The sequence below is a fragment of the Pelagibacterium limicola genome, assembly GCF_015694405.1.
In the GTDB taxonomy this organism is placed as follows: Bacteria; Pseudomonadota; Alphaproteobacteria; order Rhizobiales; family Devosiaceae; genus Pelagibacterium; species Pelagibacterium limicola.
Map to the genome: position 1 here is coordinate 324,738 of NZ_JADQDB010000003.1, position 18,685 is coordinate 343,422.

An 18,685-nucleotide genomic window follows, 5' to 3' on the forward strand; every position below is an offset into this window, starting at 1 on the left:
TGCCGCGCCGGAAACAAGCCCGGCGCGGCAAAATCGATCAGGGCTCTTCGCCGATCACCATGTCGGTGTCGGGTAGTTCGAATACCTGGCCAGGATAGATCAGGTCCGGATTGCGGATCTGGTCGGCGTTGGCCTCATAGATTTGCGTATAGCGAAGGCCCTCGCCATAGACCCGGCGCGCGATTGTCCAGAGGTTATCCCCGCGCCGGATGATGACCTGACCCGAGGTCGTGCGTTCGCCCGTTGTCGTGGCAACCATTGTCGGCACGGGATCCTCGGCGGGTTCCTCGTCCGCTACGGAGGGCTCGGCAGGCTCTTCGGCTGCCGGTTCCTGAACGGGAGCCTCTGTGACCGTCACCTCCGGTTCCGGTACGGGAGCGTCAGCTATCGTCGCTTCCGGCTCCTGGGCAGGTTGCGGCGCGATTTCCGGTGCATCGGCAATGACCACCGGCTCCTCTGCGGGCTCCGCCTCAGGCAGATCGACGATAAAATTGACTTCCGCACGGCCCGCGACCGAACCGTCTGCGTTCAACATATCGGCTCTAATGCGCTGAGAGGTGGCCGTGAGCACGTTGATCGCTTCGACCAGCCAGCGCCCGTCCGCGACCCGCGTAGTCCCCACGGGTCGGTTTTCGACGTAAAGGCGAACGGTATGTCCGTCCGTGCCGCCGCCGGCAAAGAAGTTGCGGTCCCCGTCGATCTCAACGGCGTCGATGGTCGGCGGAACAACTGCCACCGCGACCGTGGGTGCCGGCTCCTCCTCGATGGCCGGTTCTTCGGCGGTGACAGGTTCCTCTGTAATTGGCTCTTGCGGCGCGAGAGGCTGCGGAGCATCTGCTGGCTCTGCCAAGGCTTCCTGCTCTGGCTCGGCTGCTGCCTCGGGTTCCGTCGCTGCGATTTCGGGTTGCTGGGTCAATGGGGTCGCGACGGCGGGCGCCGTTCCCTCCCCGGCCTGTGCAACGTCGAGCCGCTCCTCGGCCGTTGGGTCGTCGGCATCGGGGGTTTCCACAATTGCGGCAGGCGCTTCCTCGATAGCCACAGGCGTTTGGGCAACGGCGATCGATTCCTCCGCCGCTACCGGCGTCTCCGCGACGACCGGCTCTTGGGTAGCCGGCTCTTGGACGGCGGGCTCTTGGGCAGCTGGTTGGGCTTCGGCGGAAGTGGTGGTTTCCAATGGCTCCGGTGCTGCAGCCGGTGCTTCTTCTGCAGGCTCCACTACCGGTTCGGGGATCGCCTCGGCCACATCGACCGGCGCGTCAGGCTCGAGGGCGGGTTCTGGCTCGGGCTGCTGGAGGATTTCACTGGCTTGACCGGGTTCAGAGGCGACCACGAGGGGCTCGGTGGTCCGATCATCCTGAACGATGACCACGACGGACGTTGTGGCGAATTCGCCCGTGGCCATGTCGAGCAGCCGCAGTTCGACGCCCCCGGTAGGAAGCGGTTCGGTCGTTACAAACGCAAAATCGCCGCCAGGCTCCGTGGTCTCGCTGCCCAATGGGTCATCGTTGGCAAAAATCTGCACCTCGCTGCTCGGTGACGCCGATCCGGTGATGACCGCCGACCCGTCCGGCTCGACCCTGACCAGGCCGAAAGACGGCGGCACAACGGGAACGGTTTCCTCGGCAACGTCCTCCTGAGCGGGCTCAGCTGCCGGCTGGGCGACAACGGCGACTTCCTGGGCGGTCGGCGTCTCGGCCTCTGCCACGGCCGGCTGGCCGCCGAAGAAGGTCTCGCTCATGCATTGGGCAAAGTCGCCGCGCTGAATACAATTCACGGCACCGGGGCCGGCAACGACAGCTGCAACAAGAACGCCTGTCGTGACAGCAGCAGCGACGGCGAGAGTAACGGGAGTAAAAGGACCGGCCAGGGTTCCCTCCTGAGAGATCGAATGGTGCCGCAGCAATGCCGCGCAGAATCGGTGACGACACTTCGACCTTATGAACTATAGCCAGCGTCACGTCTTCATCAACTTATAGGTAAAGGACTCATATAGCGCCTCGAACGAGGCATCAATGATATTGGGAGATACGCCTACGGTGAACCATCGGTCGCCCGCTCCATCGCGGCTTTCGATGAGAACGCGCGTCACGGCGCCAGTACCGCCATCAAGGATACGGACCTTGAAGTCGACCAGTTCGAGATCGTCGATCCTGTCCGAATACTTGCCAAGGTCCTTGCGCATGGCCAGATCGAGCGCATTGACCGGGCCATTACCTTCGGCAACCGACATGAACACTTCACCATCAATGTCAACCTTTACGACTGCCTCCGAAACGGTGACGAGTTCGCCCCTGGCGTTGTGCCGACGCTCCACGCCCACGCGATAACTCGCGACATCGAAGAAATGGGGTAGCGTTCCCAGGAGTTTATGCGCGAGCAGACAGAACGAGGCTTCTGCGCCGTCATAGGAATAGCCGCGCGCCTCGCGCTCCTTGACCTGCCTCAGGAGCTTGTCGAGTCGGGGGTCGTCCTTGGCGAGTTCGATGCCGAAGCGGCCGAGAGACGTAACGAGGTTCGACTTTCCCGCCTGCTGGCTGACCATCACGGCGCGCTCGTTACCGACGCTTTCGGGTGGAACGTGTTCGTAGGTCGAGGGGTCCTTGGCGATGGCCGAGGCATGGATCCCGGCCTTGGTCGCAAATGCCGACGCACCGACATAAGGCGCCTGCCTGTAAGGCGCGCGGTTGAGAATTTCATCGAGGGCGCGTGAAACATGGGTCAGCGACTTGAGCTTTTCCACCGTGATGCCGGTCTCAAACCTGTCTGAAAAGGAGGGCTTGAGTACGAGTGTCGGAATCAGCGTGACGAGATTGGCATTGCCGCAGCGCTCGCCCAGCCCGTTGAGCGTGCCCTGGATCTGCCGCACCCCAGCCCTCACCGCCGCCAGCGAATTGGCCACGGCCTGCCCCGTATCGTCATGGGCATGGATGCCGAGTTTCTCCCCCGGCGCGACCGTCAGCACATCGGCGACGATCTCCTCGATTTCCGAGGGCATGGTCCCGCCATTGGTGTCGCACAAGACAACCCAGCGCGCGCCGGCATCCAGCGCGGTCCTGACGCAGTCGAGGGCATAGGTACGGTTCGCCTTGTAGCCATCGAAAAAGTGCTCGCAATCAACGAAGGCTTCCTTGCCCGCTGCCCGCGCCGCACCGACGCTCTCCGATAGGCTCTTGAGGTTTTCTTTCGTCGAAACGCCGAGGGCGATCTTGACCTGGTGGTCCCAGGCCTTGGAAACGAAACAGATCGCATCGGCGCCGGAGCGGACGAGATCCTGAATGCCGGGATCGTTTTCGACCGAGCGCCCCGCCCGCTTGGTCATTCCGAAGGCGACGAACTGGGCCGTCCTGGTTCGCCTCGTTTCAAAGAACGCGGTATCGACGACGTTGGCCCCCGGATAGCCGCCCTCAACATAATCGACGCCCAAACCGTCCAGCAGCTTTGCAATGGCGATCTTGTCCTCGAGCGAGAATTCGATGCCAGCCGTCTGCGCGCCGTCGCGCAGGGTCGTGTCGAAGAGATAGACGCGTTCTTTTTTCATTGATTGGACCTGGAACTCAGCCGCTCATTCGGGCGCGTGGCACACGGCTTCGATGTTGTGTCCGTCGGGATCGAAGACGAACGCGCCGTAGTAATGCGGATGGTAGATTTCCCGAACGCCCGGCGCTCCGTTGTCGCGCCCACCTGCGGCAAGTGCGGCGGCGTGGAAGGCATCGACATCGGCGCGCGACTTGGCAGCAAAGGCAATATGCAGCTTACCCGAACACCGGCCGCCCGCCTCGATCCAGAAGTCCGGCTTTCCATCGCCATAACCGGCGATCTTGCCCCGTGGGATCTCGAACTCGGCAAGGCGGGTGTAGCCGAGCACCGGCAGCACCTTGTCGTAAAAGGCTTTGGACGTTTCGTAGTCCGCAACGCTCAATCCGAAATGGTCGATCATGGTCATTGGCTCCTCCCTCAAGGCCAGGTTGACGTATCGTTGTCAGGATGCTGGAAACTTTCGAGCTCTTGATAGGCCCGTTCTGCTTCAGGCGTGTCGGCCAGCGGTCTGGCCGGGACGTGCACAAGCCCGGCGATCGCCGGATGCATGTTCTCGGCGGCATAGGCGACGTCCAATGTGAAATAGTCGGGTTCGTCAAAACATCCGATCGCAATCGCGGTCCGCTCGTGCGTCCATTCGAACGTCATCGGCGTGCCGCAGGCCGGACAGAAGCCGCGCTGCGCGACGCTCGAGCTGCGGAAATGCGCGGGGGCCCCGCGCTTCCATTGCAGATATCTGTTTTCGACCGCGACATAGGCACCGAAGAGGCCGCCGGTCGCCTTCTGGCACATGCGGCAATGGCAAACCGATGCGTCGATGACCGGTCCCTCGACACGGAACCGGATCGCGCCGCATTGGCAGCCGCCACTGAAGGTTTCCCCCACCTCGTCCATCATTGCCTCGGCTTTGCGTTCCAGCTTTCCGTATCGCGGTCCGGATGCTGGTTGTTTGAGGCCTTGATTGCCGCAGCCCAGTCCTCCCGGTCGGCTTCGGTCGCGCCGTCATCCTCAATGGTAGGGATGGTCTGGAACCACCCAACCATGTTTTCGGTGCCGCTGTTGGCGTGGGGTGGGAAATCGCCCGGATTGTCGAGCGATCCGATCGTCAGATTCGTGCGGCCATTGTTGACATCACGATAAAAAAGCGGCGTTCCACAATTAGCGCAAAAGCCGCGCTCGACATGCTCGGAGCTACGCCAGACTGCGGGTTCCCCGCGTGTCCAGACCAGTTTCTCGTCCGGCGCAGCGACAAGAGCGGCAAAGATACCGCCCACCGCTTTCTGGCACATACGGCAATGGCAGAGATGCGAATTGTCCAGCATTTGCGTTGCATGGTAACGCACAGCACCGCACTGGCATCCGCCGGAAACTTCAATATCCACGCGATCCATCAGGTTATCCTCCGCTCAGGGCCAGGTCGGCGTGTCGTGATCGGGATGCTGGAAGGTGCGGCCCCGGCCAGGGGACGGCTTTGCCGGCAGGAGATGTGCCCCCGGAAACCACGGCATCCGGGTATCGATCCCATACTGTTCTTCCGGCGCGATGTCTTGCGGCTGGTCAAGCGTTGCCAAGGCGATATCGATGGTTCCCTGGCCATCCGGGCGAAAGATCAAGGGCGTGCCGCACCGGGCGCAGAATTCCCGCACGGCGTGATCCGAGCTGCGGAATTCCGCAGGCAGGCCACGCGACCAAACGAGCGCTGCCGCTGGGATCGTGCCCCACGCAACGGCCGGTGCGCCGTGCGCCTTCTGGCACATCCGGCAATGGCAGAGTTCGGGACCTTCAAGCGCCGCCTCGATGTGATAGCGCAACGCGCCGCACTGGCATCCCCCCGACATCGGCTCAAATCGGATCATTGTCGTCTCTCCTCGGCGGCCAGTCCTCGGTGTCATGGTCGGGATGCTGGTGGGAGTGAATCCCGGCCACGAAATCGCGCCACTCGTCGGTATTGTCGCGGACCGGCAGCGCACCCAGTCCATCGAAGAAACTCAACTTGTCATTGAGATTGACCTGGATTTCAGGCGCAACCGCTTCGGGATTATCGAACGCCCCGATAGCAAATTCCAACCCGAATTTGGTTTGGTAGGCCAGCGGCGTCCCGCAATCCCCGCAGAAGGCACGCCTTGCCGCATTCGAGGACTGAAACCATTTCGGCGTGCCACGGGTCCAATGCCCATCATGGGTGGTGACCAGCGGCCCGAAAAAACTTCCGAATGCCTTCTGGCACATGCGGCAATGGCAGATCGACCCGCGGCCCACCAGCTTGGTTGCGAAACGAATAGCGCCACACTGGCATCCACCGGTGAGGGTTTCATTGGCCATGGGCATTCTCCTTTAGCCGATGCCAGACGGCGTCGGAAACGGCTTCGGCACCGTCTGTCAAATCGCTGTTCCAGATACGGAGCTTCGAGAAGCCCTTGGCGACGAACCAATCGTCACGTGCTCCATCGCGCGCATCGTCCCCATGATGGCTGCCGTCCAGTTCGAGGATCAATAGCCTGGAATAGCAGACGAAATCGGCGATGAACGGACCCATCGGGACACACCCCTCATCCGTCTCGGGCCCCCGGCCCGATCCACCTTCTCCCTCAAGGGGAGAAGGGTATCCGGGGCTCACAGGATCAAGCCCAGACGTCGGCTTCGATACATACGGCTCTTGAGCACCCCTCTCCCCCTGAGGGAGAGGGGTCGCAGGTGAGGGGTGCGCGAACTCCCCTCCTCCGTCCGGCCTCAGAATCTCCCCGCTCACCGCTTGACCTCCCACTTCGTCTTCCGCTCGCCAGTTTCGTCCTTGTAGTCCATGAGCTGAATGCCGTCCTCGATCAGTTCGGCCCTGATGCCATCGGCAAGCACGAAGTCCTTTGCGGCAAGGGCGTCCAATCTTGCCTGGATCTTGGCCTCAACCCGCGCGGAATCGACGTTTTTGGAGACCAATAGGCTTTCGAGCGGCAGACCCAGGAACTCAAGAGTCGCTGCCAGGCGGTGTGCGGCGGAAACCTCACCCCGATTTGCCTTGCGAGCCATTGCATCAAGGACAGTGGCGACGCGGACGAAGTTGAGATCGTCCGCAAGCTCCGCCACGGCGTCGGAATCGGGGGCAACGCCCTCTTCTGCCCGTGCCGCGCGCTGCCAGCCCGCGAGGCGTGCCTCGGCCTCCTCGAGCCGCGCGAGCGAAAAATCGATCGGCTCGCGGTAGTGGGTCATGAGCATGGCCAGCCGCAGTACCTCGCCCGGCCAGGTTCTGCCGCCCAATTTTTCGGTTTCCAGCAGATCGTGGATGGTCACGAAGTTGCCTTCGGATTTGCTCATCTTCCGCCCCTCGAGCTGAAGATAGCCGTTATGCATCCAGTAGTTGGCCATCATTGAGGTGCCATGCGCGCAGCGAGACTGGGCGATTTCATTTTCGTGGTGGGGGAAGATGAGATCCAACCCTCCGCCGTGTATATCGAAGGTCTTACCCAACAGCGCCTCGCTCATGGCAGAGCATTCGATATGCCATCCGGGGCGGCCGCGGCCCCAAGGGCTTTCCCAGCCCGGCTCGTCCCCGCTCGAAAGCTTCCACAGCACGAAATCTGCCGGGTTTTCCTTGTGGGAGTCCACGGCAACGCGCGCACCGGCGATATTGTCCTCGAGGTTGCGGCCCGAAAGCTGGCCGTATTCAGGCATGGAGTCGATGCGGAACAGCACTTCCCCGCCCGCCTCGTAAGCATTGCCGTTTTCGACCAGCTTGGCGATCAGAGCGATCATACCCTCGATATGTTCGGTGGCGCGGGGTTCGTAGCTCGGTTCCAGACAGCCCAGCGCCGCGACATCCGTGTGGAACTGTCGGGCGGTGGACTCCGTCACTTTGCGGATCGCCTCGTTTAGCGGCAGGCCCGGGTAATCACGCAGGGCGCGGGCGTTTATCTTGTCGTCCACGTCGGTAATGTTGCGCACATAGGTAACGTGCCTGTCGCCATAGAGGTGGCGGAGCAGGCGGAACAACACGTCAAAGACGATAACCGGTCGGGCATTGCCGATATGGGCGAAATCGTAAACCGTCGGCCCGCAGACATACATACGCACATTGGCCGGATCGAGAGGATGGAACTCCTCCTTTTTCCGCGTGAGCGTGTTGTAGACCTTGAGCGTATGCGCGCCAGACGACATCCAGTTGCCCCATGCGTGACGTTTTCACGCTGGCAGCGGGTCCCATCCGGATTGTCTGGATCAAAGAAAACCGCGCCGCCAACGAGTGGTTAGCGGATAATAATGCAGCCGATAATGCAGATCGGATTAACGGTTTTCATGGCGCGCACAATGGACTCGCCGCGCGCGCAAATCAAGCGCGAAAAAAGCGGCGCCGGAGCGCCACTCTGCGTTCGCGACTCTTGCTCAGCGCCGGAAAGTGCCGTGGCAGGAAGAGCAGGTTTGCCCAACCTTTTGCAGTGCCACCCCGTAGGCGTCCATGTCCCCCGCCTGCGCCGCTTCCAATGCTTCGAGCGAATGCTGCTCGGCCTCAGCAAAGAGGGCTAGGAAAGCGTCCCGGTTTTCCCAGGCCGCCGGCAGCGTATCGCCTGGCGCCGAGGGATCGTCGAAGAGCTTGGGGAGCGTGCCAAAATTTCCGGCCAGCGTGCGCGCGGCGGCCACGGCGTCATCGCCTGTTGCGCGCATCGCGCCACGCATGGTCATGCCATTGGAGCGCATGAGATTGACCCGCTCGCTTACCGCGTCGCTCTGCGCGGAAACGGAGGTGCCGAAGCCGGCGAACATGGGAGAAGCGAGCAAAAGTGCCGCCAGAATTCTCAGTCTCATCGATAATTCCTCAATAACAAAAGTGACCCTTCCCCCCACGGACACATGAACGACGAGGCCATGCCACCGTGCGGGCACGGTGGCATGGGCTTTTTTCGCTGTAAATAGCCTCCCGGAAAAGTTCAGGCGGTGATTTCGATCATGAAACCGCCCCACGCCTGCACCTTCATGGCTACAAACTCGCTTTCCTGATGGTGGCCGCACCGATGGCGATGCCGACCACCGCTACGGCAACCGCCACCAGCGCGCCGTAAAGAACGGTCACGGAGAACACCTCACCGATGAACAGCGCACGTTCGGCTTCCACCAGGAAGGTCAGCGGGTTGAATCGGCTGGCGATATAGAGCCAGTCCGGAGCCATTTCCATCGGCAGCAGCACTCCGCCGAGCAGCATGAGTGGCAGGGCGACCGAGTGCGATACCATATAGAACAGGCTGCCATCGTTCTTCGAAGCGATCGCCAGGGCATAAGACAGGGCGGCGACGCCAACGCCGAAAACCAGCAGCAACACGAGCCCGATCAGCATGGGCAGGATATGCAGTTGCAGGCCGAACGAAGCCGCAACGACGATGATGATCAAGGCCTGTACGAGCAAGGGGGCCAGTTCCTTGAGCGCGCGCCCGACGAGGATGGCCGGTCGGCTCATGGGCGTTGCGAGGAAGCGCTCGAAGCTCCCTGACATCAGTTCCTCTGTCAGCGCCCAGCCGCAACTTACCGTAGTGAAAAGCACCAGCATGACCACCATTCCGGGCACGAACCACTGGAGGGGCGAACCCTCCGCGCCTGTCGGCACGTTGGTCAGCAGCGGGACGAAGAGTCCGAGATAGAGCAACGGCTGGATGATGCCGAAGATGATGTAATACCAACTGCGCAGGGTCGGGCCGATTTCGCGGCGGAAGGACGTGGCGGTATCGGTGATGAAACTCATTGTCGTATCGCTCCTCAAAAGGGGGCCGCCGCTATGCCGCAACCGCATTTTCGCGCAGGCTGCGGCCGGTCAGGCCGAGAAAAACATCGTCCAGTGTCGGGCGGCGGACACTGGCGGTGGCAATGTCGAGACCCTTGGCCTGCAAGCGGGCTATAAACTCGGGCAGGATGGCCTCGCCGTCGCGCACCGTCAGCGTGAGAGACCGGCCGTTCGGGGCGATATCGCGGGCCTGAGGCAGGTTCTGCGCCAGTTCGGCGGCGGTGACTGTCTCACCGTCGCCAAGAAAGCTGACGCGAATGGTATCGCCTGCGAGATCGGCCTTGAGCCGTTCGGGCGTGTCGTCGGCGATCATCCTGCCGTGGTCCATGATCATCACGCGCTCAGCCATCATGTCGGCCTCGTCGAGATAGTGGGTGGTGAGGAAGATCGTCATGCCGCTCTCCTTGCGGACGCGGGTGATGTGCCCCCATAGATTGGCCCTGCTGTGCGGATCGAGTCCCGTCGAGGGCTCATCGAGGAACAGGATTTGCGGCGTGTGCATCAATCCGAGAGCAACATCGAGCCGCCGCCGCTGACCGCCCGAGAGCGAAGAGCAATCCCGATCGGCCAGCCCTTCGAGTTCGAGCATCCCCAGCAGTTCGTCGGCGCGACGCCTGGCATCGGCTGCGCTCATGCGCTGGGCGCGGCCCTGGGTTATGAGCTCGTCGCGAACGCGATGATAAGGCCCCGAGCCGGTCCCCTGCCCCACGTATCCAATCTTGCGGCGTACGGCGGCGGGATCGCGGACGATATCGTGGCCACCCACCAGCGCGCCTCCCGAAGAAGGCGGCAAGAGCGTCGTCAGCATCCGGACCGAAGTCGATTTTCCTGCCCCGTTCGGGCCGAGAAAGGCAACGAGTTCTCCCTCGGCGACATCGAGGCTAACACCTCTTACCGCTTCGACGGGACCTGATTTGGTCTTGAAGGTACGGGCAAGATCGCGTGCATGGATCATGGGTGTCTCCGGAATGGCTCTCAAAGTGTGACAATGGTTAGTCCGCCCTGCTGACAGGCGTTGTCAGGAAGGTCGCAAACAGGCAACAACTCGACTTGAGTGGACAAGGCGTATAACCTCGTACAGCACACAAAGTTTTATCATAACTTTGTACGGTGTAAAGAATTAAATTGGAGCCGACATGGCTGAAGAAATTTCGGGCCGCAGTGATCAGACGCGGATATTGCAGCTTCTCTGGGGTAAAACCGATACGCCGAAACGCGGCCCGAAGCCGAAGGTCGCATTGTCCGATATCGTTGCCGCGGCAGTCATCATTGCCGATGCGGAGGGGCTCGAAGCAGTTTCCACGCGCCGGGTAGCCGAGGCGGCCGGGGTTTCGGCGATGTCGTTCTACACCCATGTGCAATCCAAGGCCGAACTGCTCGACCTGATGCTCGATCATGTAAGTGGAGCCGGCAGCGTGCCGCCTCCCGAGTGGCCACAAATGGATTGGCGCGCGCGCATGACCCTTGTCGCGGAATCACTCTGGCAGCACTACCTCACCCACCCATGGGTGCTACAGATCGAAACCCACCGTCCGGTGCTCGGCCCTAACACCATGGCGGCCTACGAAGTCGCGCTCAGCGCTGTTGCTGACATCGGACTGGACGAGATCGAAATGGATCTGGCGATCACTTCGCTGGCGAACTACGTAACCGGCGCTGTGCGCAACGCCGCGCGCGCGCAGACAGTCAAGGAATTGACGGGGATGAGCGACGATCAATGGTGGCACGCCGTGGCGCCGTTCTTTGAGACTCTCGATTACAGCGCCTATCCGCTCTCGGCACGGGTCGGTTCGATTGCTGGCGAAACTTATGGTTTAGGTGACCCGGGACGCGCATTTCGCTTCGGACTGGACCGGCTTCTCGATGGCATGGAACTGATGATCGCGAGAAAGGTGTCAACGCGAAAGTAACACGACTTCCTGATCGATAGCGCCGAACATCGAACGGCCCGCCTCATCGACGGCTTCGATACGGACCCTGTCGCCGGGCCTGAGGAAGGGCGTGCGTGCCGCGCCGATCTTGATCTTTTCCATCGTCCGCGCCTCGACGATGCAGGAAAAGCCGATGCCATTGCTGCGGATGGGGAGGATTTCCTCATGGGCGTTGGCCACGGTGCCCGAGCCGATGATCGTGCCGTTGCCCAATTCGCGGGTGCGCGCGGCCTCAGCGATCAGGTCCGCGAAATCGAACCGCATGTCGATACCCGCATTTGGCTGGCCGTAAAGGCTTGAGTTGACATGCGATCGGACTTTGAGGTGCACGCGGTTGTCGCGCCATTTGTCGCCCAACTCGTCCGGCGTGACGAAGACCGGCCCGAAGCTCGTGGCCGGTTTTGCGTGGAAGAAACCGAAGCCGTTTTGCAGATCGTCCGCCACGAGACGCCGCAGTGATACATCGTTGCAGATGCCGATCAGCCGAACGGCCTCTGAGGCGTCTTCCTTCGTCGCGCGCATCGGCACATGGGAAGTGACGACAACGACCTCAGCCTCGAAATCGACGGCAAGGTTGTCTTCGGGCACGACGATGGACGCGGTGGGTGAGAGAAAGCTATCCGACCCGCCCTGATACATCAGCGGACGCTGGTCCTGCAGTTCGGTATCCTTGGAGCCTTTAAGCGTCCGCACACGGTCGAGATGGACCATATAGCCCGAACCGTCGATCCACTGATAGGCGCGTGGCAGGGGCGCAAGCGCCTCGTCCGGTACGAAGGGCATCCCCGCGATCTCGCTATTGTTGAGCTGATCGCTCACCGCGCGCAATATCGGCGCACAGCGCCCCCATTCATCGAGCGCCGCCTGCAGGCTGGGCGCGATGCGTCCCGCCGAAGCGAACCGGGAGAGGTCGCGCGAGACGATAACGAGGTGGCCATCTGGGCGGCCGCTGCGGAGCGTGGCAAGTTTCATAAATGAATTAGGTCGAACGAATGGTTGGCCTTGGAACGCACAATGGCCCATAGCCAAGGCGAGTTAAAGACTTGCTTTGCGGGAAAACGGCGCGTACCCCAATAGCGATGCGGCAAGGGTATTATTTGATGAGGCAGGGGCGGCATACTGGCATCGGCCTTTTTGCACGGCTGGGCCTTGCCGTGATCGCTGCCGCTGCGGTTTTCGCCGCCGACATGTCCTCCGCGCTGGCGCAAAATCAGGCATGTACGCAGATCGTTGCGATGTTGCGCGGGATCGAGCGCAATACCGCCTTCACCAACTACAACAACATTGTCGCCAGCCTGCGCGAGACCGAGGCGCGGGTACGCGACGGCGAAAGCCTTTGGATCCGGGGCGGGTGCCAGCAGACGCTCAACGCAGGGCAGGCGCTGAGCCGGGAGTGCCAGACCCTGGCACAAACGATTACCGGCGGGCGTTCGCAGGTGCAGCAACTGACGTTCGCCGCGCGCGAGGGGCAAAACCTGGCGCAGAATCGCGAAGCACTGCTTCAGGATTCGGCGCGGTTCAATTGCGGGGCGGGAAACCAGAGCGGGGTCACCTTCGGCCAGTCCCAGCGCCAGCCGCTCCTTAACGAGCTTTTCGGCGCAGGCGATCCGCAGTTCGGCAACGACTATGTCGATTCCCCGTTCAATCCATGGTCCACGATGGCGACGCGGCGCACCGTATGCGTGCGGACATGCGACGGGTTCTATTGGCCGATCAGCTTTTCGACCACTGATGATTTCATCGCGCAGGACGCCATAAGCTGTCATGAGATGTGCCCCGGCACCGAGGTACTGCTGTTTTCCTACCGCAATCCCGGCGAAGAGCCCGAGAACATGATTTCGCTTTCGGGCGTGCCCTACCGCTCGATGCCGTATGCCTTCAAATTCCGCGAGGCAGTAGCTTCCGACTGCGCCTGCCGGCAGAGAGAGGTTCTGGGGTCAATCGCACTGGCCGATGCCGAGGGCGGGCAGTCCCGGGCCGTGATCGAGTTTGGCGATCTCACATTCCCTCTGCCCCAGCGCGATCCGCGACGCACGGTGGAAGCGGTTGCCACGGCGGCGGCGACCGATCTGGTGGAGGTGCCCCTGCCGCGTCCCCGCCCGCGCGACGATGGCACGGTCGCGCCGGTCGCAAGCCCCGCTTCGCAAAGCGGCGGCGATTTGCGGATTGTCAATTTCGGGGATCGCCGCGTCCGGATAGTCGGGCCAGAGACACCTTACGTCCCATCAGCGGAAGGAGCGTCCTGAGTTCGGGCCCGTCGGGCCGTCCGGTCAGGGCGAGGCGGAGGGGCAGGAACAGGGCCTTGCCCTTGCGGTCCGTCTTTTCCTTGAGCGCATTGGTCCATGACGCCCAGATGGCGTCATCCCACGGCTCCTCGGGCAGAAGGTCGGCCGCGGTGCCAATGAATTCGGCATCTTCCGGGGCGATGACAGGGGCGATCTCGCCGTCGATCAGCTTGCGCAGTTCTGCAATCTCGTTGAACTTGACGAGGTTTTCCCTGAGCGCGTTCCATGCGCGCGGGTCGGCGATGCCCAACGCCTCGAGCCGAGGCTGCGCGGTTTCGAAATCCATTGCGTGGATTATGCGGGCGTTGAGGGTTACGAGCTCGGCGGGATCGAAACGGGCGGAGCTGTGGGAGATCATCGAGAAATCGAGCTTTTCCGCAATCGCCTCAAGGCTCGCATAGGGCTCGACGGGCAACGAGGTGCCCGTGACCGAGGCCATGATGGCGACGGCAAGCGGCTCGAAGCCCTCTTCGCGCAACTGCTGGAGCGAAAGCGAGCCCAGCCGCTTGGAGAACCCCTGCCCTTCGGCGTCCGTCAAAAGGTTGTGGTGGGCGAAGGTGGGAACCGCGCCGCCCAAGGCCTCGAAAATCTCGATCTGCGTGCCGGTATTGGAGACATGGTCCTCGCCGCGAATAACGTGGGTCACACCGAGATCGATGTCGTCGACGACCGAGGGAAGCGTATAAAGATAAGTGCCATCCTCGCGGATCAGCACCGGGTCGGACATGGAGGCGGTGTTGACCGTCTGCTCGCCCTTGATGAGATCAATGAAGGTAACCGGGCGGCCATCGAGCTTGAAACGCCAATGCGGCTCGCGGCCTTCGGCTTCAAGCCTTGCCCTGTCCTCGGAGGTGAGGTTCAGCGCCGCGCGATCATAGATCGGGGGCTTGCCTAGCGCACGGGCACGCTTGCGCTTGCGGTCGAGTTCGTCGGCCGTTTCGTAGCAGGGGTAAAGACGGCCTTCGGCGATCAGCCTGTCGCGCGCCGCATCGTAGAGCGTGAAGCGGTCGGACTGCCGCACCTTGAGATCGGGTTCGATCCCGAGCCAGGCAAGGTCCTCCTCGATCCCCGCCGCAAAGGCTTCGGTGGAGCGGGCTGTATCGGTATCATCAAGACGAAGGATGTATTTGCCGCCTTCACGCTTGGCGAAGAGCCAGTTGAGCACGGCGGGTCGTGCATTGCCGAGATGCAGGCGCCCGGTGGGCGAGGGCGCGTAGCGGACGACGACATTCATCGGTTGAGGCTCCCGTCGCGATAACCAGACGTGATCGGATATTTGCGGCCTATGCCGAACGCCTTGGGCGTCAGTTTGGGCCCGGGGGCGGCCTGGCGGCGCTTGAACTCGGCGATGTAGATCATGCGTTCGACGCGCTTGACGAGGTCCTCGTCGAAACCATCGGCGGCGACTTCGGCCACCGAAAGCTCCTCCTCGACCAGTCCGGTGATGATGGCATCGAGCACCGGATAAGGTGGCAGGCTGTCCTGGTCGGTCTGGTCGGGCCGTAATTCGGCACTGGGCGCCTTGGCGATGATTTCCGGCGGGATGACGATCCCTGCCGGGCCGCGCACGTCCGAGGGCCTGTAGGAATTACGCCAGGCGGCCAGATCGTAGACCTGCATCTTGAGCATGTCCTTGATGGGGTTGTAGGCCCCGTTCATGTCGCCGTAGATCGTCGCGTACCCCACTGCCATTTCCGACTTGTTGCCGGTGGTGATGAGGAGCGATCCGAGCTTGTTCGAGATCGCCATGAGGAGTGTGCCGCGCATGCGCGACTGAAGGTTCTCCTCGGTAATATCTGCCGGCCGGCCGGCAAAGAGGTCTGCCAGCGCCGCGTTGGCGGCATCGACCGGCTCGCCGATGGACACGATGTCGTAGCGCACGCCGAGGGTCTCCGCGCAGGCCTTCGCATCGCGGAGGGACGCTTCGGAGGTATAGCGGTACGGCAGCATCACGCAGTGCACGTTCTCGGCGCCGAGCGCATCCACGGCAAGCGTTGCGACCACGGCGGAATCGATACCGCCCGAAAGCCCCAGAACCACAGATGAAAAACCGTTCTTGTGCACGTAGTCGCGCAGGCCCAGCATGGCCGCGTGCCACGGCGCTTCCTTGACGGGCACGAGGTCGGTGACGTTGCCGTCGGTGCAGTGCCAGCCGCCCTCGCCTTTGCTCCAGTCGGAAATCACCATGTCCTCGACAAAGCTCTTGCCCTGGAAGGCGAGCGAGCCATCGATATTGATGCCGAAACTAGCGCCGTCGAAAACGATCTCGTCCTGCCCGCCGACCTGATTGGAATAGAGCATCGGCACGCCGGTTTCTGCGACCCGCTGGCGCACGAGATCGACCCGGATGCGCTGCTTGTTGCGCCAATAGGGCGAGCCGTTTGGGCAGAGCATGATTTCCGCGCCGCGGGCGGCCAACGCCTCGCAGACTGGCACGTGCCACACGTCCTCGCAAATGGGGATGCCGACGGAAATACCCTTGATCGTCACCGGATCGGGCAACTGGCCCGCCGTGAAGTACCGTTTTTCGTAGAAAATATCGTCGTTGGGCAGGACGACCTTGTAGCGCCGGTCGATGATCGCGCCGTCCTCGGCGATGAGCACGGCATTATAGAGCTTGCCGTCGGCGGACCAGACGGAGGGCAACACCAGCGAAACGTTGAGCCCTTTCGTTGCCGCCGCGAGCGCCTTTGCCGCCGACATGGCCTCGATCACGAAGCGCGGTTTGAGCAGCAGATCCTCGGGGAAATAGCCCGTCAGATAAAGCTCGGTGAACATCAGAATGTCGGCGCCCGCAGCCTCGGCGTCGGCGAGTGCCTTGCGGGCCTTTTCCAGATTGTCGCCGATGGCGCCGACCTTGGGATTGAGTTGGGCCAGGGCAATGCGGAGGGTATCTGTCACGAGGGCGGTTCCGGGAGGTCCGATCCGAACGGCGGATTTCTGGTGGTCGCGCGTCCGAGCCGGAAAAGCGGATCCCGCTTTCCCCGAACGCGCTCCTCACTTATCCCGCACCGCCCTCAAGAGCAAGCGCCCGAGCTAGGCGGCCTGCGCCCGGTCCGGGAGCACGCGCGCAATTTCATCCATGACATCCTTGGGCAGCGGCCCCTTCTCGAGGGCCCCGAGATTGTCGCGCACCTGCGCTTCGGATTTGAAGCCGGGGATGGGTATGGTTTTGGGCGAACGTGCAAGGATCCAGCCCAGTGCGCCTTGTGCCAGTGTCCGCCCCCCGGTCTGGAGCAGTTCGCGGATGGCGTCCAGCTTCGCCAGCGCTTCAGCCGTAGGGCGGCCATTTGCGAAATCACGAACCCAATCGTGCCCTGCCCCGCGCACGTCATCGGTCGAAAGCACGGTGCTCGCCGAAAACTTGCCGGTCAGCATCCCCATTGCGAGCGGGGAACGGTTGAGGCTGGCGAGGTTCTCGGCTTCGCACAACGAAATTACCCCGGGACCATCCCTAAAGACGCTCAGTTCCTGTTGGACGGCGGTGAAGTGCGGATAATTCACCAGCCGGGCCGCCGCTGCGGCATTGTCTGTGCTCCAGCCCCAGAAGCGGATCGAACCTTCCTCGCAAAGCTTTTCGAGTGTCTCCGCCGCGCGTTCGATCTGGTCGAATGGCATTTCGCCGGGGTGGATCTGATAGAGGTCGATATAACTGGTCCTGAGGCGTTCAAGGGAAGCCTTGCAGGCGCGGCGGATATAATCCGGGCTGATGTCGATCTCGCCCAGCGCCTTGGTGGTTTCGTCGTAGGTGAAGCCGAATTTGGTGGCAATCGCCACTTCCGGCCGGCGGTTCGCCACGGCTCGACCGATTACCCTTTCGCTGTGTCCTGTTCCGTAGGCATCTGCGGTATCGATGAGGTTGGCGCCGAGTTCGATCGCCACTTCGATGGCGCGGATCGACTCGGCATCGTCCACTCCACCCCAGCCATCCGGCTTCCCATGCATAAAAAAGGGCCCGCCTATGGCCCAGCAGCCAAGTCCGATGGCGCCCGTCTTTATCCCCGACCGTCCGAGTGTCCGCTGCATCGCTCTGCTCCCTGCTCGATTTCGTGCCTGGAATATCGGCAATCCCGGGAGCATCGCGCTACGGCCGCAAATGCAACGCCTATTTCATAAATGAAAAGCCGGACGGCCAAGGCCGTCCGGCTGGATCGCTTGTGAGGAGCGAAGAACCTTAGAAGCTGGCGGTCAGTTCAAGTACGGGCCCCCAGCGGAAGTATTCGAGGCCGGTCGTCTGCCCGATATAGCGCTGCGCATCCCCCGGATTGACGGGATCACGCATTGTAAACTCGTAATCAGCCTGTCCAGTCAGATACCAGGCGCGCGCGCCGGCGCGGATCAGCATGTTCTGGGTGGGACGAAACCCGATCATCGCCTCTCCCATGGCGCCGTATAGATGACCATTAAGGGTCACCTCGCTGCCTTGGGTATAGCCACCGAAATCCGGAATTCCCATGGCTCCATAGGTGCCTGTGATCCAGGCATAAGGCACGACCGCGCCTTCAACGCTGAAATCGACGTTGTTGCCAAGCTCGCTCCTCGCGGAGAGGCCGAGGCGCAGAGCGTGGATATCGAGAGCGTTCGGCTCCGAAGCGCCTGCACCGGTCTCGGTCATGTACCCGGCGCGCCCCATGTACGGGTTATCACGCCAGTAGTGATATCCGGCGAAAGCACCCAGGCGGAACTGGTCGCTGCCGAAGGTCTGCATGCCGAAATCGGCCCCGGCATAAGCGATATGGCCCGACGATGTGGTCTGGGTACCGCCGCCGACGTCGTATGTACCTTCGATAACGGCGGCGTAGCCGGCTATGGCCTTGAGATAGGAACTGGTGGAATGATCGTCGATCCTCAGATGGCCCTCGATAATATGGCTCTGATCGGCCGATGAAAATGTCGAACCCGCCGCACTCATGCTGTGCGAGCCCATTGCGTACCAATACCGCACCCCCGCCTCGAAGGTCAGCGGGTCTGGCTGTTCATAGTCGATCGGATAGGCCGGCTTGAAGATCGTATCCTGGTAAGCCGGGAGGCCCCAGTCGGCGGCGTGGGCCGTTCCTGCTCCCGTCAGCGCCAGCGCGGTAGCAGCGAGAATGAGCACATTGCGGGACATTGGCCCCCTCCGGATCAAACGAGATACAAATGAAACTCCTACAGTTATGGGGTGGTTAGGG

General features: G+C 62.1%; 19 protein-coding genes. 2 read left to right on the forward strand and 17 right to left on the reverse strand.

Going from position 1 to position 18,685, the window contains the following annotated elements:
- Positions 1 to 37 precede the first annotated feature (37 nt).
- The 12 genes from I2G20_RS07695 to I2G20_RS07750 form a co-directional block, all read right to left on the reverse strand.
- Positions 38 to 1,738, reverse strand: coding sequence for a LysM peptidoglycan-binding domain-containing protein (locus tag I2G20_RS07695; protein ID WP_196259110.1), 1,701 nt, complete (start codon positions 1,736 to 1,738; stop codon positions 38 to 40).
- A gap of 216 nt (positions 1,739 to 1,954) precedes the next feature.
- Complete coding sequence (gene cimA, locus I2G20_RS07700; protein WP_196259111.1) at positions 1,955 to 3,538, reverse strand: citramalate synthase; 1,584 nt, start codon at positions 3,536 to 3,538, stop codon at positions 1,955 to 1,957.
- A gap of 24 nt (positions 3,539 to 3,562) precedes the next feature.
- Positions 3,563 to 3,937, reverse strand: a complete 375-nt coding sequence (locus tag I2G20_RS07705) for a VOC family protein (RefSeq protein ID WP_196259340.1) — start codon at positions 3,935 to 3,937, stop codon at positions 3,563 to 3,565.
- Positions 3,938 to 3,954: 17 nt separating this feature from the next.
- Complete coding sequence (locus tag I2G20_RS07710) at positions 3,955 to 4,431, reverse strand: GFA family protein (protein WP_196259112.1); 477 nt, start codon at positions 4,429 to 4,431, stop codon at positions 3,955 to 3,957.
- Positions 4,431 to 4,928: a GFA family protein gene (locus tag I2G20_RS07715; RefSeq protein WP_196259113.1), complete on the reverse strand. Its 498-nt coding sequence runs from the start codon at positions 4,926 to 4,928 to the stop codon at positions 4,431 to 4,433. Before I2G20_RS07715 ends, I2G20_RS07710 begins: the two co-directional genes overlap by 1 nt.
- 15 nt (positions 4,929 to 4,943) lie before the next feature.
- Entirely contained in the window at positions 4,944 to 5,393 is a 450-nt protein-coding gene (locus I2G20_RS07720) for a GFA family protein (protein WP_196259114.1), read from the reverse strand.
- On the reverse strand, positions 5,380 to 5,859 hold the full coding sequence (locus I2G20_RS07725; protein ID WP_196259115.1) for a GFA family protein: 480 nt from the start codon (positions 5,857 to 5,859) through the stop codon (positions 5,380 to 5,382). Before I2G20_RS07725 ends, I2G20_RS07720 begins: the two co-directional genes overlap by 14 nt.
- Entirely contained in the window at positions 5,849 to 6,073 is a 225-nt protein-coding gene (locus I2G20_RS07730; protein ID WP_196259116.1) for a DUF559 domain-containing protein, read from the reverse strand. Before I2G20_RS07730 ends, I2G20_RS07725 begins: the two co-directional genes overlap by 11 nt.
- Before the next feature lie 209 nt (positions 6,074 to 6,282).
- A complete protein-coding gene (gene cysS / locus I2G20_RS07735; RefSeq protein ID WP_196259117.1) occupies positions 6,283 to 7,686 on the reverse strand; it encodes a cysteine--tRNA ligase in 1,404 nt (467 codons plus the stop codon).
- A gap of 225 nt (positions 7,687 to 7,911) precedes the next feature.
- The gene (locus tag I2G20_RS07740) at positions 7,912 to 8,331 is read right to left on the reverse strand and encodes a c-type cytochrome (protein WP_196259118.1); all 420 of its coding nucleotides are present in this window, start codon (positions 8,329 to 8,331) and stop codon (positions 7,912 to 7,914) included.
- 172 nt (positions 8,332 to 8,503) lie between these two features.
- Positions 8,504 to 9,259: an ABC transporter permease gene (locus tag I2G20_RS07745; protein ID WP_196259119.1), complete on the reverse strand. Its 756-nt coding sequence runs from the start codon at positions 9,257 to 9,259 to the stop codon at positions 8,504 to 8,506.
- 31 nt (positions 9,260 to 9,290) lie between these two features.
- Positions 9,291 to 10,253 carry an ATP-binding cassette domain-containing protein gene (locus I2G20_RS07750; protein WP_196259120.1) on the reverse strand — a complete coding sequence of 321 codons (963 nt, stop codon included), beginning with the start codon at positions 10,251 to 10,253 and terminating at the stop codon, positions 9,291 to 9,293.
- Between the two features lie 181 nt (positions 10,254 to 10,434).
- On the opposite strand from I2G20_RS07750, the gene I2G20_RS07755 reads away from it, so the two are divergent.
- Positions 10,435 to 11,208 (forward strand): TetR/AcrR family transcriptional regulator, encoded by a 774-nt coding sequence (locus I2G20_RS07755; RefSeq protein ID WP_196259121.1) that lies wholly within the window; start codon positions 10,435 to 10,437, stop codon positions 11,206 to 11,208.
- Here I2G20_RS07755 and I2G20_RS07760 read toward each other — a convergent pair.
- The gene (locus I2G20_RS07760) at positions 11,194 to 12,201 is read right to left on the reverse strand and encodes a fumarylacetoacetate hydrolase family protein (protein WP_196259122.1); all 1,008 of its coding nucleotides are present in this window, start codon (positions 12,199 to 12,201) and stop codon (positions 11,194 to 11,196) included. The genes I2G20_RS07755 and I2G20_RS07760 overlap by 15 nt on opposite strands.
- A gap of 128 nt (positions 12,202 to 12,329) precedes the next feature.
- Between I2G20_RS07760 and I2G20_RS07765 the strand changes: the two genes are divergently transcribed.
- Positions 12,330 to 13,475, forward strand: coding sequence for a DUF2865 domain-containing protein (locus I2G20_RS07765; protein ID WP_196259123.1), 1,146 nt, complete (start codon positions 12,330 to 12,332; stop codon positions 13,473 to 13,475).
- Here I2G20_RS07765 and gltX read toward each other — a convergent pair.
- The 4 genes from gltX to I2G20_RS07785 all read right to left on the reverse strand — a co-directional run bounded on the left by gltX (position 13,399) and on the right by I2G20_RS07785 (position 18,624).
- A complete protein-coding gene (gene gltX, locus I2G20_RS07770) occupies positions 13,399 to 14,748 on the reverse strand; it encodes a glutamate--tRNA ligase (RefSeq protein ID WP_196259124.1) in 1,350 nt (449 codons plus the stop codon). The two genes, I2G20_RS07765 and gltX, sit on opposite strands and share 77 nt — an antisense overlap.
- Positions 14,745 to 16,415: an NAD+ synthase gene (locus tag I2G20_RS07775; RefSeq protein ID WP_196259125.1), complete on the reverse strand. Its 1,671-nt coding sequence runs from the start codon at positions 16,413 to 16,415 to the stop codon at positions 14,745 to 14,747. The genes gltX and I2G20_RS07775 overlap by 4 nt, the downstream gene beginning before the upstream one ends.
- 135 nt (positions 16,416 to 16,550) lie before the next feature.
- On the reverse strand, positions 16,551 to 17,540 hold the full coding sequence (locus I2G20_RS07780; protein WP_196259126.1) for an aldo/keto reductase: 990 nt from the start codon (positions 17,538 to 17,540) through the stop codon (positions 16,551 to 16,553).
- A 148-nt stretch (positions 17,541 to 17,688) separates the two neighbouring features.
- Positions 17,689 to 18,624: a hypothetical protein gene (locus I2G20_RS07785; RefSeq protein ID WP_196259127.1), complete on the reverse strand. Its 936-nt coding sequence runs from the start codon at positions 18,622 to 18,624 to the stop codon at positions 17,689 to 17,691.
- Positions 18,625 to 18,685 lie beyond the last annotated feature (61 nt).

Excerpts from the sequence above, each read along its gene's own strand:
- I2G20_RS07695 (WP_196259110.1), bottom strand. The coding sequence starts at position 1,738 with ATGAGCGAGACCTTCTTCGGCGGCCAGCCGGCCGTGGCAGAGGCCGAG.
- cimA (WP_196259111.1), bottom strand. The coding sequence starts at position 3,538 with ATGAAAAAAGAACGCGTCTATCTCTTCGACACGACCCTGCGCGACGGC.
- I2G20_RS07705 (WP_196259340.1), bottom strand. The coding sequence starts at position 3,937 with ATGATCGACCATTTCGGATTGAGCGTTGCGGACTACGAAACGTCCAAA.
- I2G20_RS07710 (WP_196259112.1), bottom strand. The coding sequence starts at position 4,431 with ATGGACGAGGTGGGGGAAACCTTCAGTGGCGGCTGCCAATGCGGCGCG.
- I2G20_RS07715 (WP_196259113.1), bottom strand. The coding sequence starts at position 4,928 with ATGGATCGCGTGGATATTGAAGTTTCCGGCGGATGCCAGTGCGGTGCT.
- I2G20_RS07720 (WP_196259114.1), bottom strand. The coding sequence starts at position 5,393 with ATGATCCGATTTGAGCCGATGTCGGGGGGATGCCAGTGCGGCGCGTTG.
- I2G20_RS07725 (WP_196259115.1), bottom strand. The coding sequence starts at position 5,859 with ATGGCCAATGAAACCCTCACCGGTGGATGCCAGTGTGGCGCTATTCGT.
- I2G20_RS07730 (WP_196259116.1), bottom strand. The coding sequence starts at position 6,073 with ATGGGTCCGTTCATCGCCGATTTCGTCTGCTATTCCAGGCTATTGATC.
- cysS (WP_196259117.1), bottom strand. The coding sequence starts at position 7,686 with ATGTCGTCTGGCGCGCATACGCTCAAGGTCTACAACACGCTCACGCGG.
- I2G20_RS07740 (WP_196259118.1), bottom strand. The coding sequence starts at position 8,331 with ATGAGACTGAGAATTCTGGCGGCACTTTTGCTCGCTTCTCCCATGTTC.
- I2G20_RS07745 (WP_196259119.1), bottom strand. The coding sequence starts at position 9,259 with ATGAGTTTCATCACCGATACCGCCACGTCCTTCCGCCGCGAAATCGGC.
- I2G20_RS07750 (WP_196259120.1), bottom strand. The coding sequence starts at position 10,253 with ATGATCCATGCACGCGATCTTGCCCGTACCTTCAAGACCAAATCAGGT.
- I2G20_RS07755 (WP_196259121.1), top strand. The coding sequence starts at position 10,435 with ATGGCTGAAGAAATTTCGGGCCGCAGTGATCAGACGCGGATATTGCAG.
- I2G20_RS07760 (WP_196259122.1), bottom strand. The coding sequence starts at position 12,201 with ATGAAACTTGCCACGCTCCGCAGCGGCCGCCCAGATGGCCACCTCGTT.
- I2G20_RS07765 (WP_196259123.1), top strand. The coding sequence starts at position 12,330 with ATGAGGCAGGGGCGGCATACTGGCATCGGCCTTTTTGCACGGCTGGGC.
- gltX (WP_196259124.1), bottom strand. The coding sequence starts at position 14,748 with ATGAATGTCGTCGTCCGCTACGCGCCCTCGCCCACCGGGCGCCTGCAT.
- I2G20_RS07780 (WP_196259126.1), bottom strand. The coding sequence starts at position 17,540 with ATGCAGCGGACACTCGGACGGTCGGGGATAAAGACGGGCGCCATCGGA.
- I2G20_RS07785 (WP_196259127.1), bottom strand. The coding sequence starts at position 18,624 with ATGTCCCGCAATGTGCTCATTCTCGCTGCTACCGCGCTGGCGCTGACG.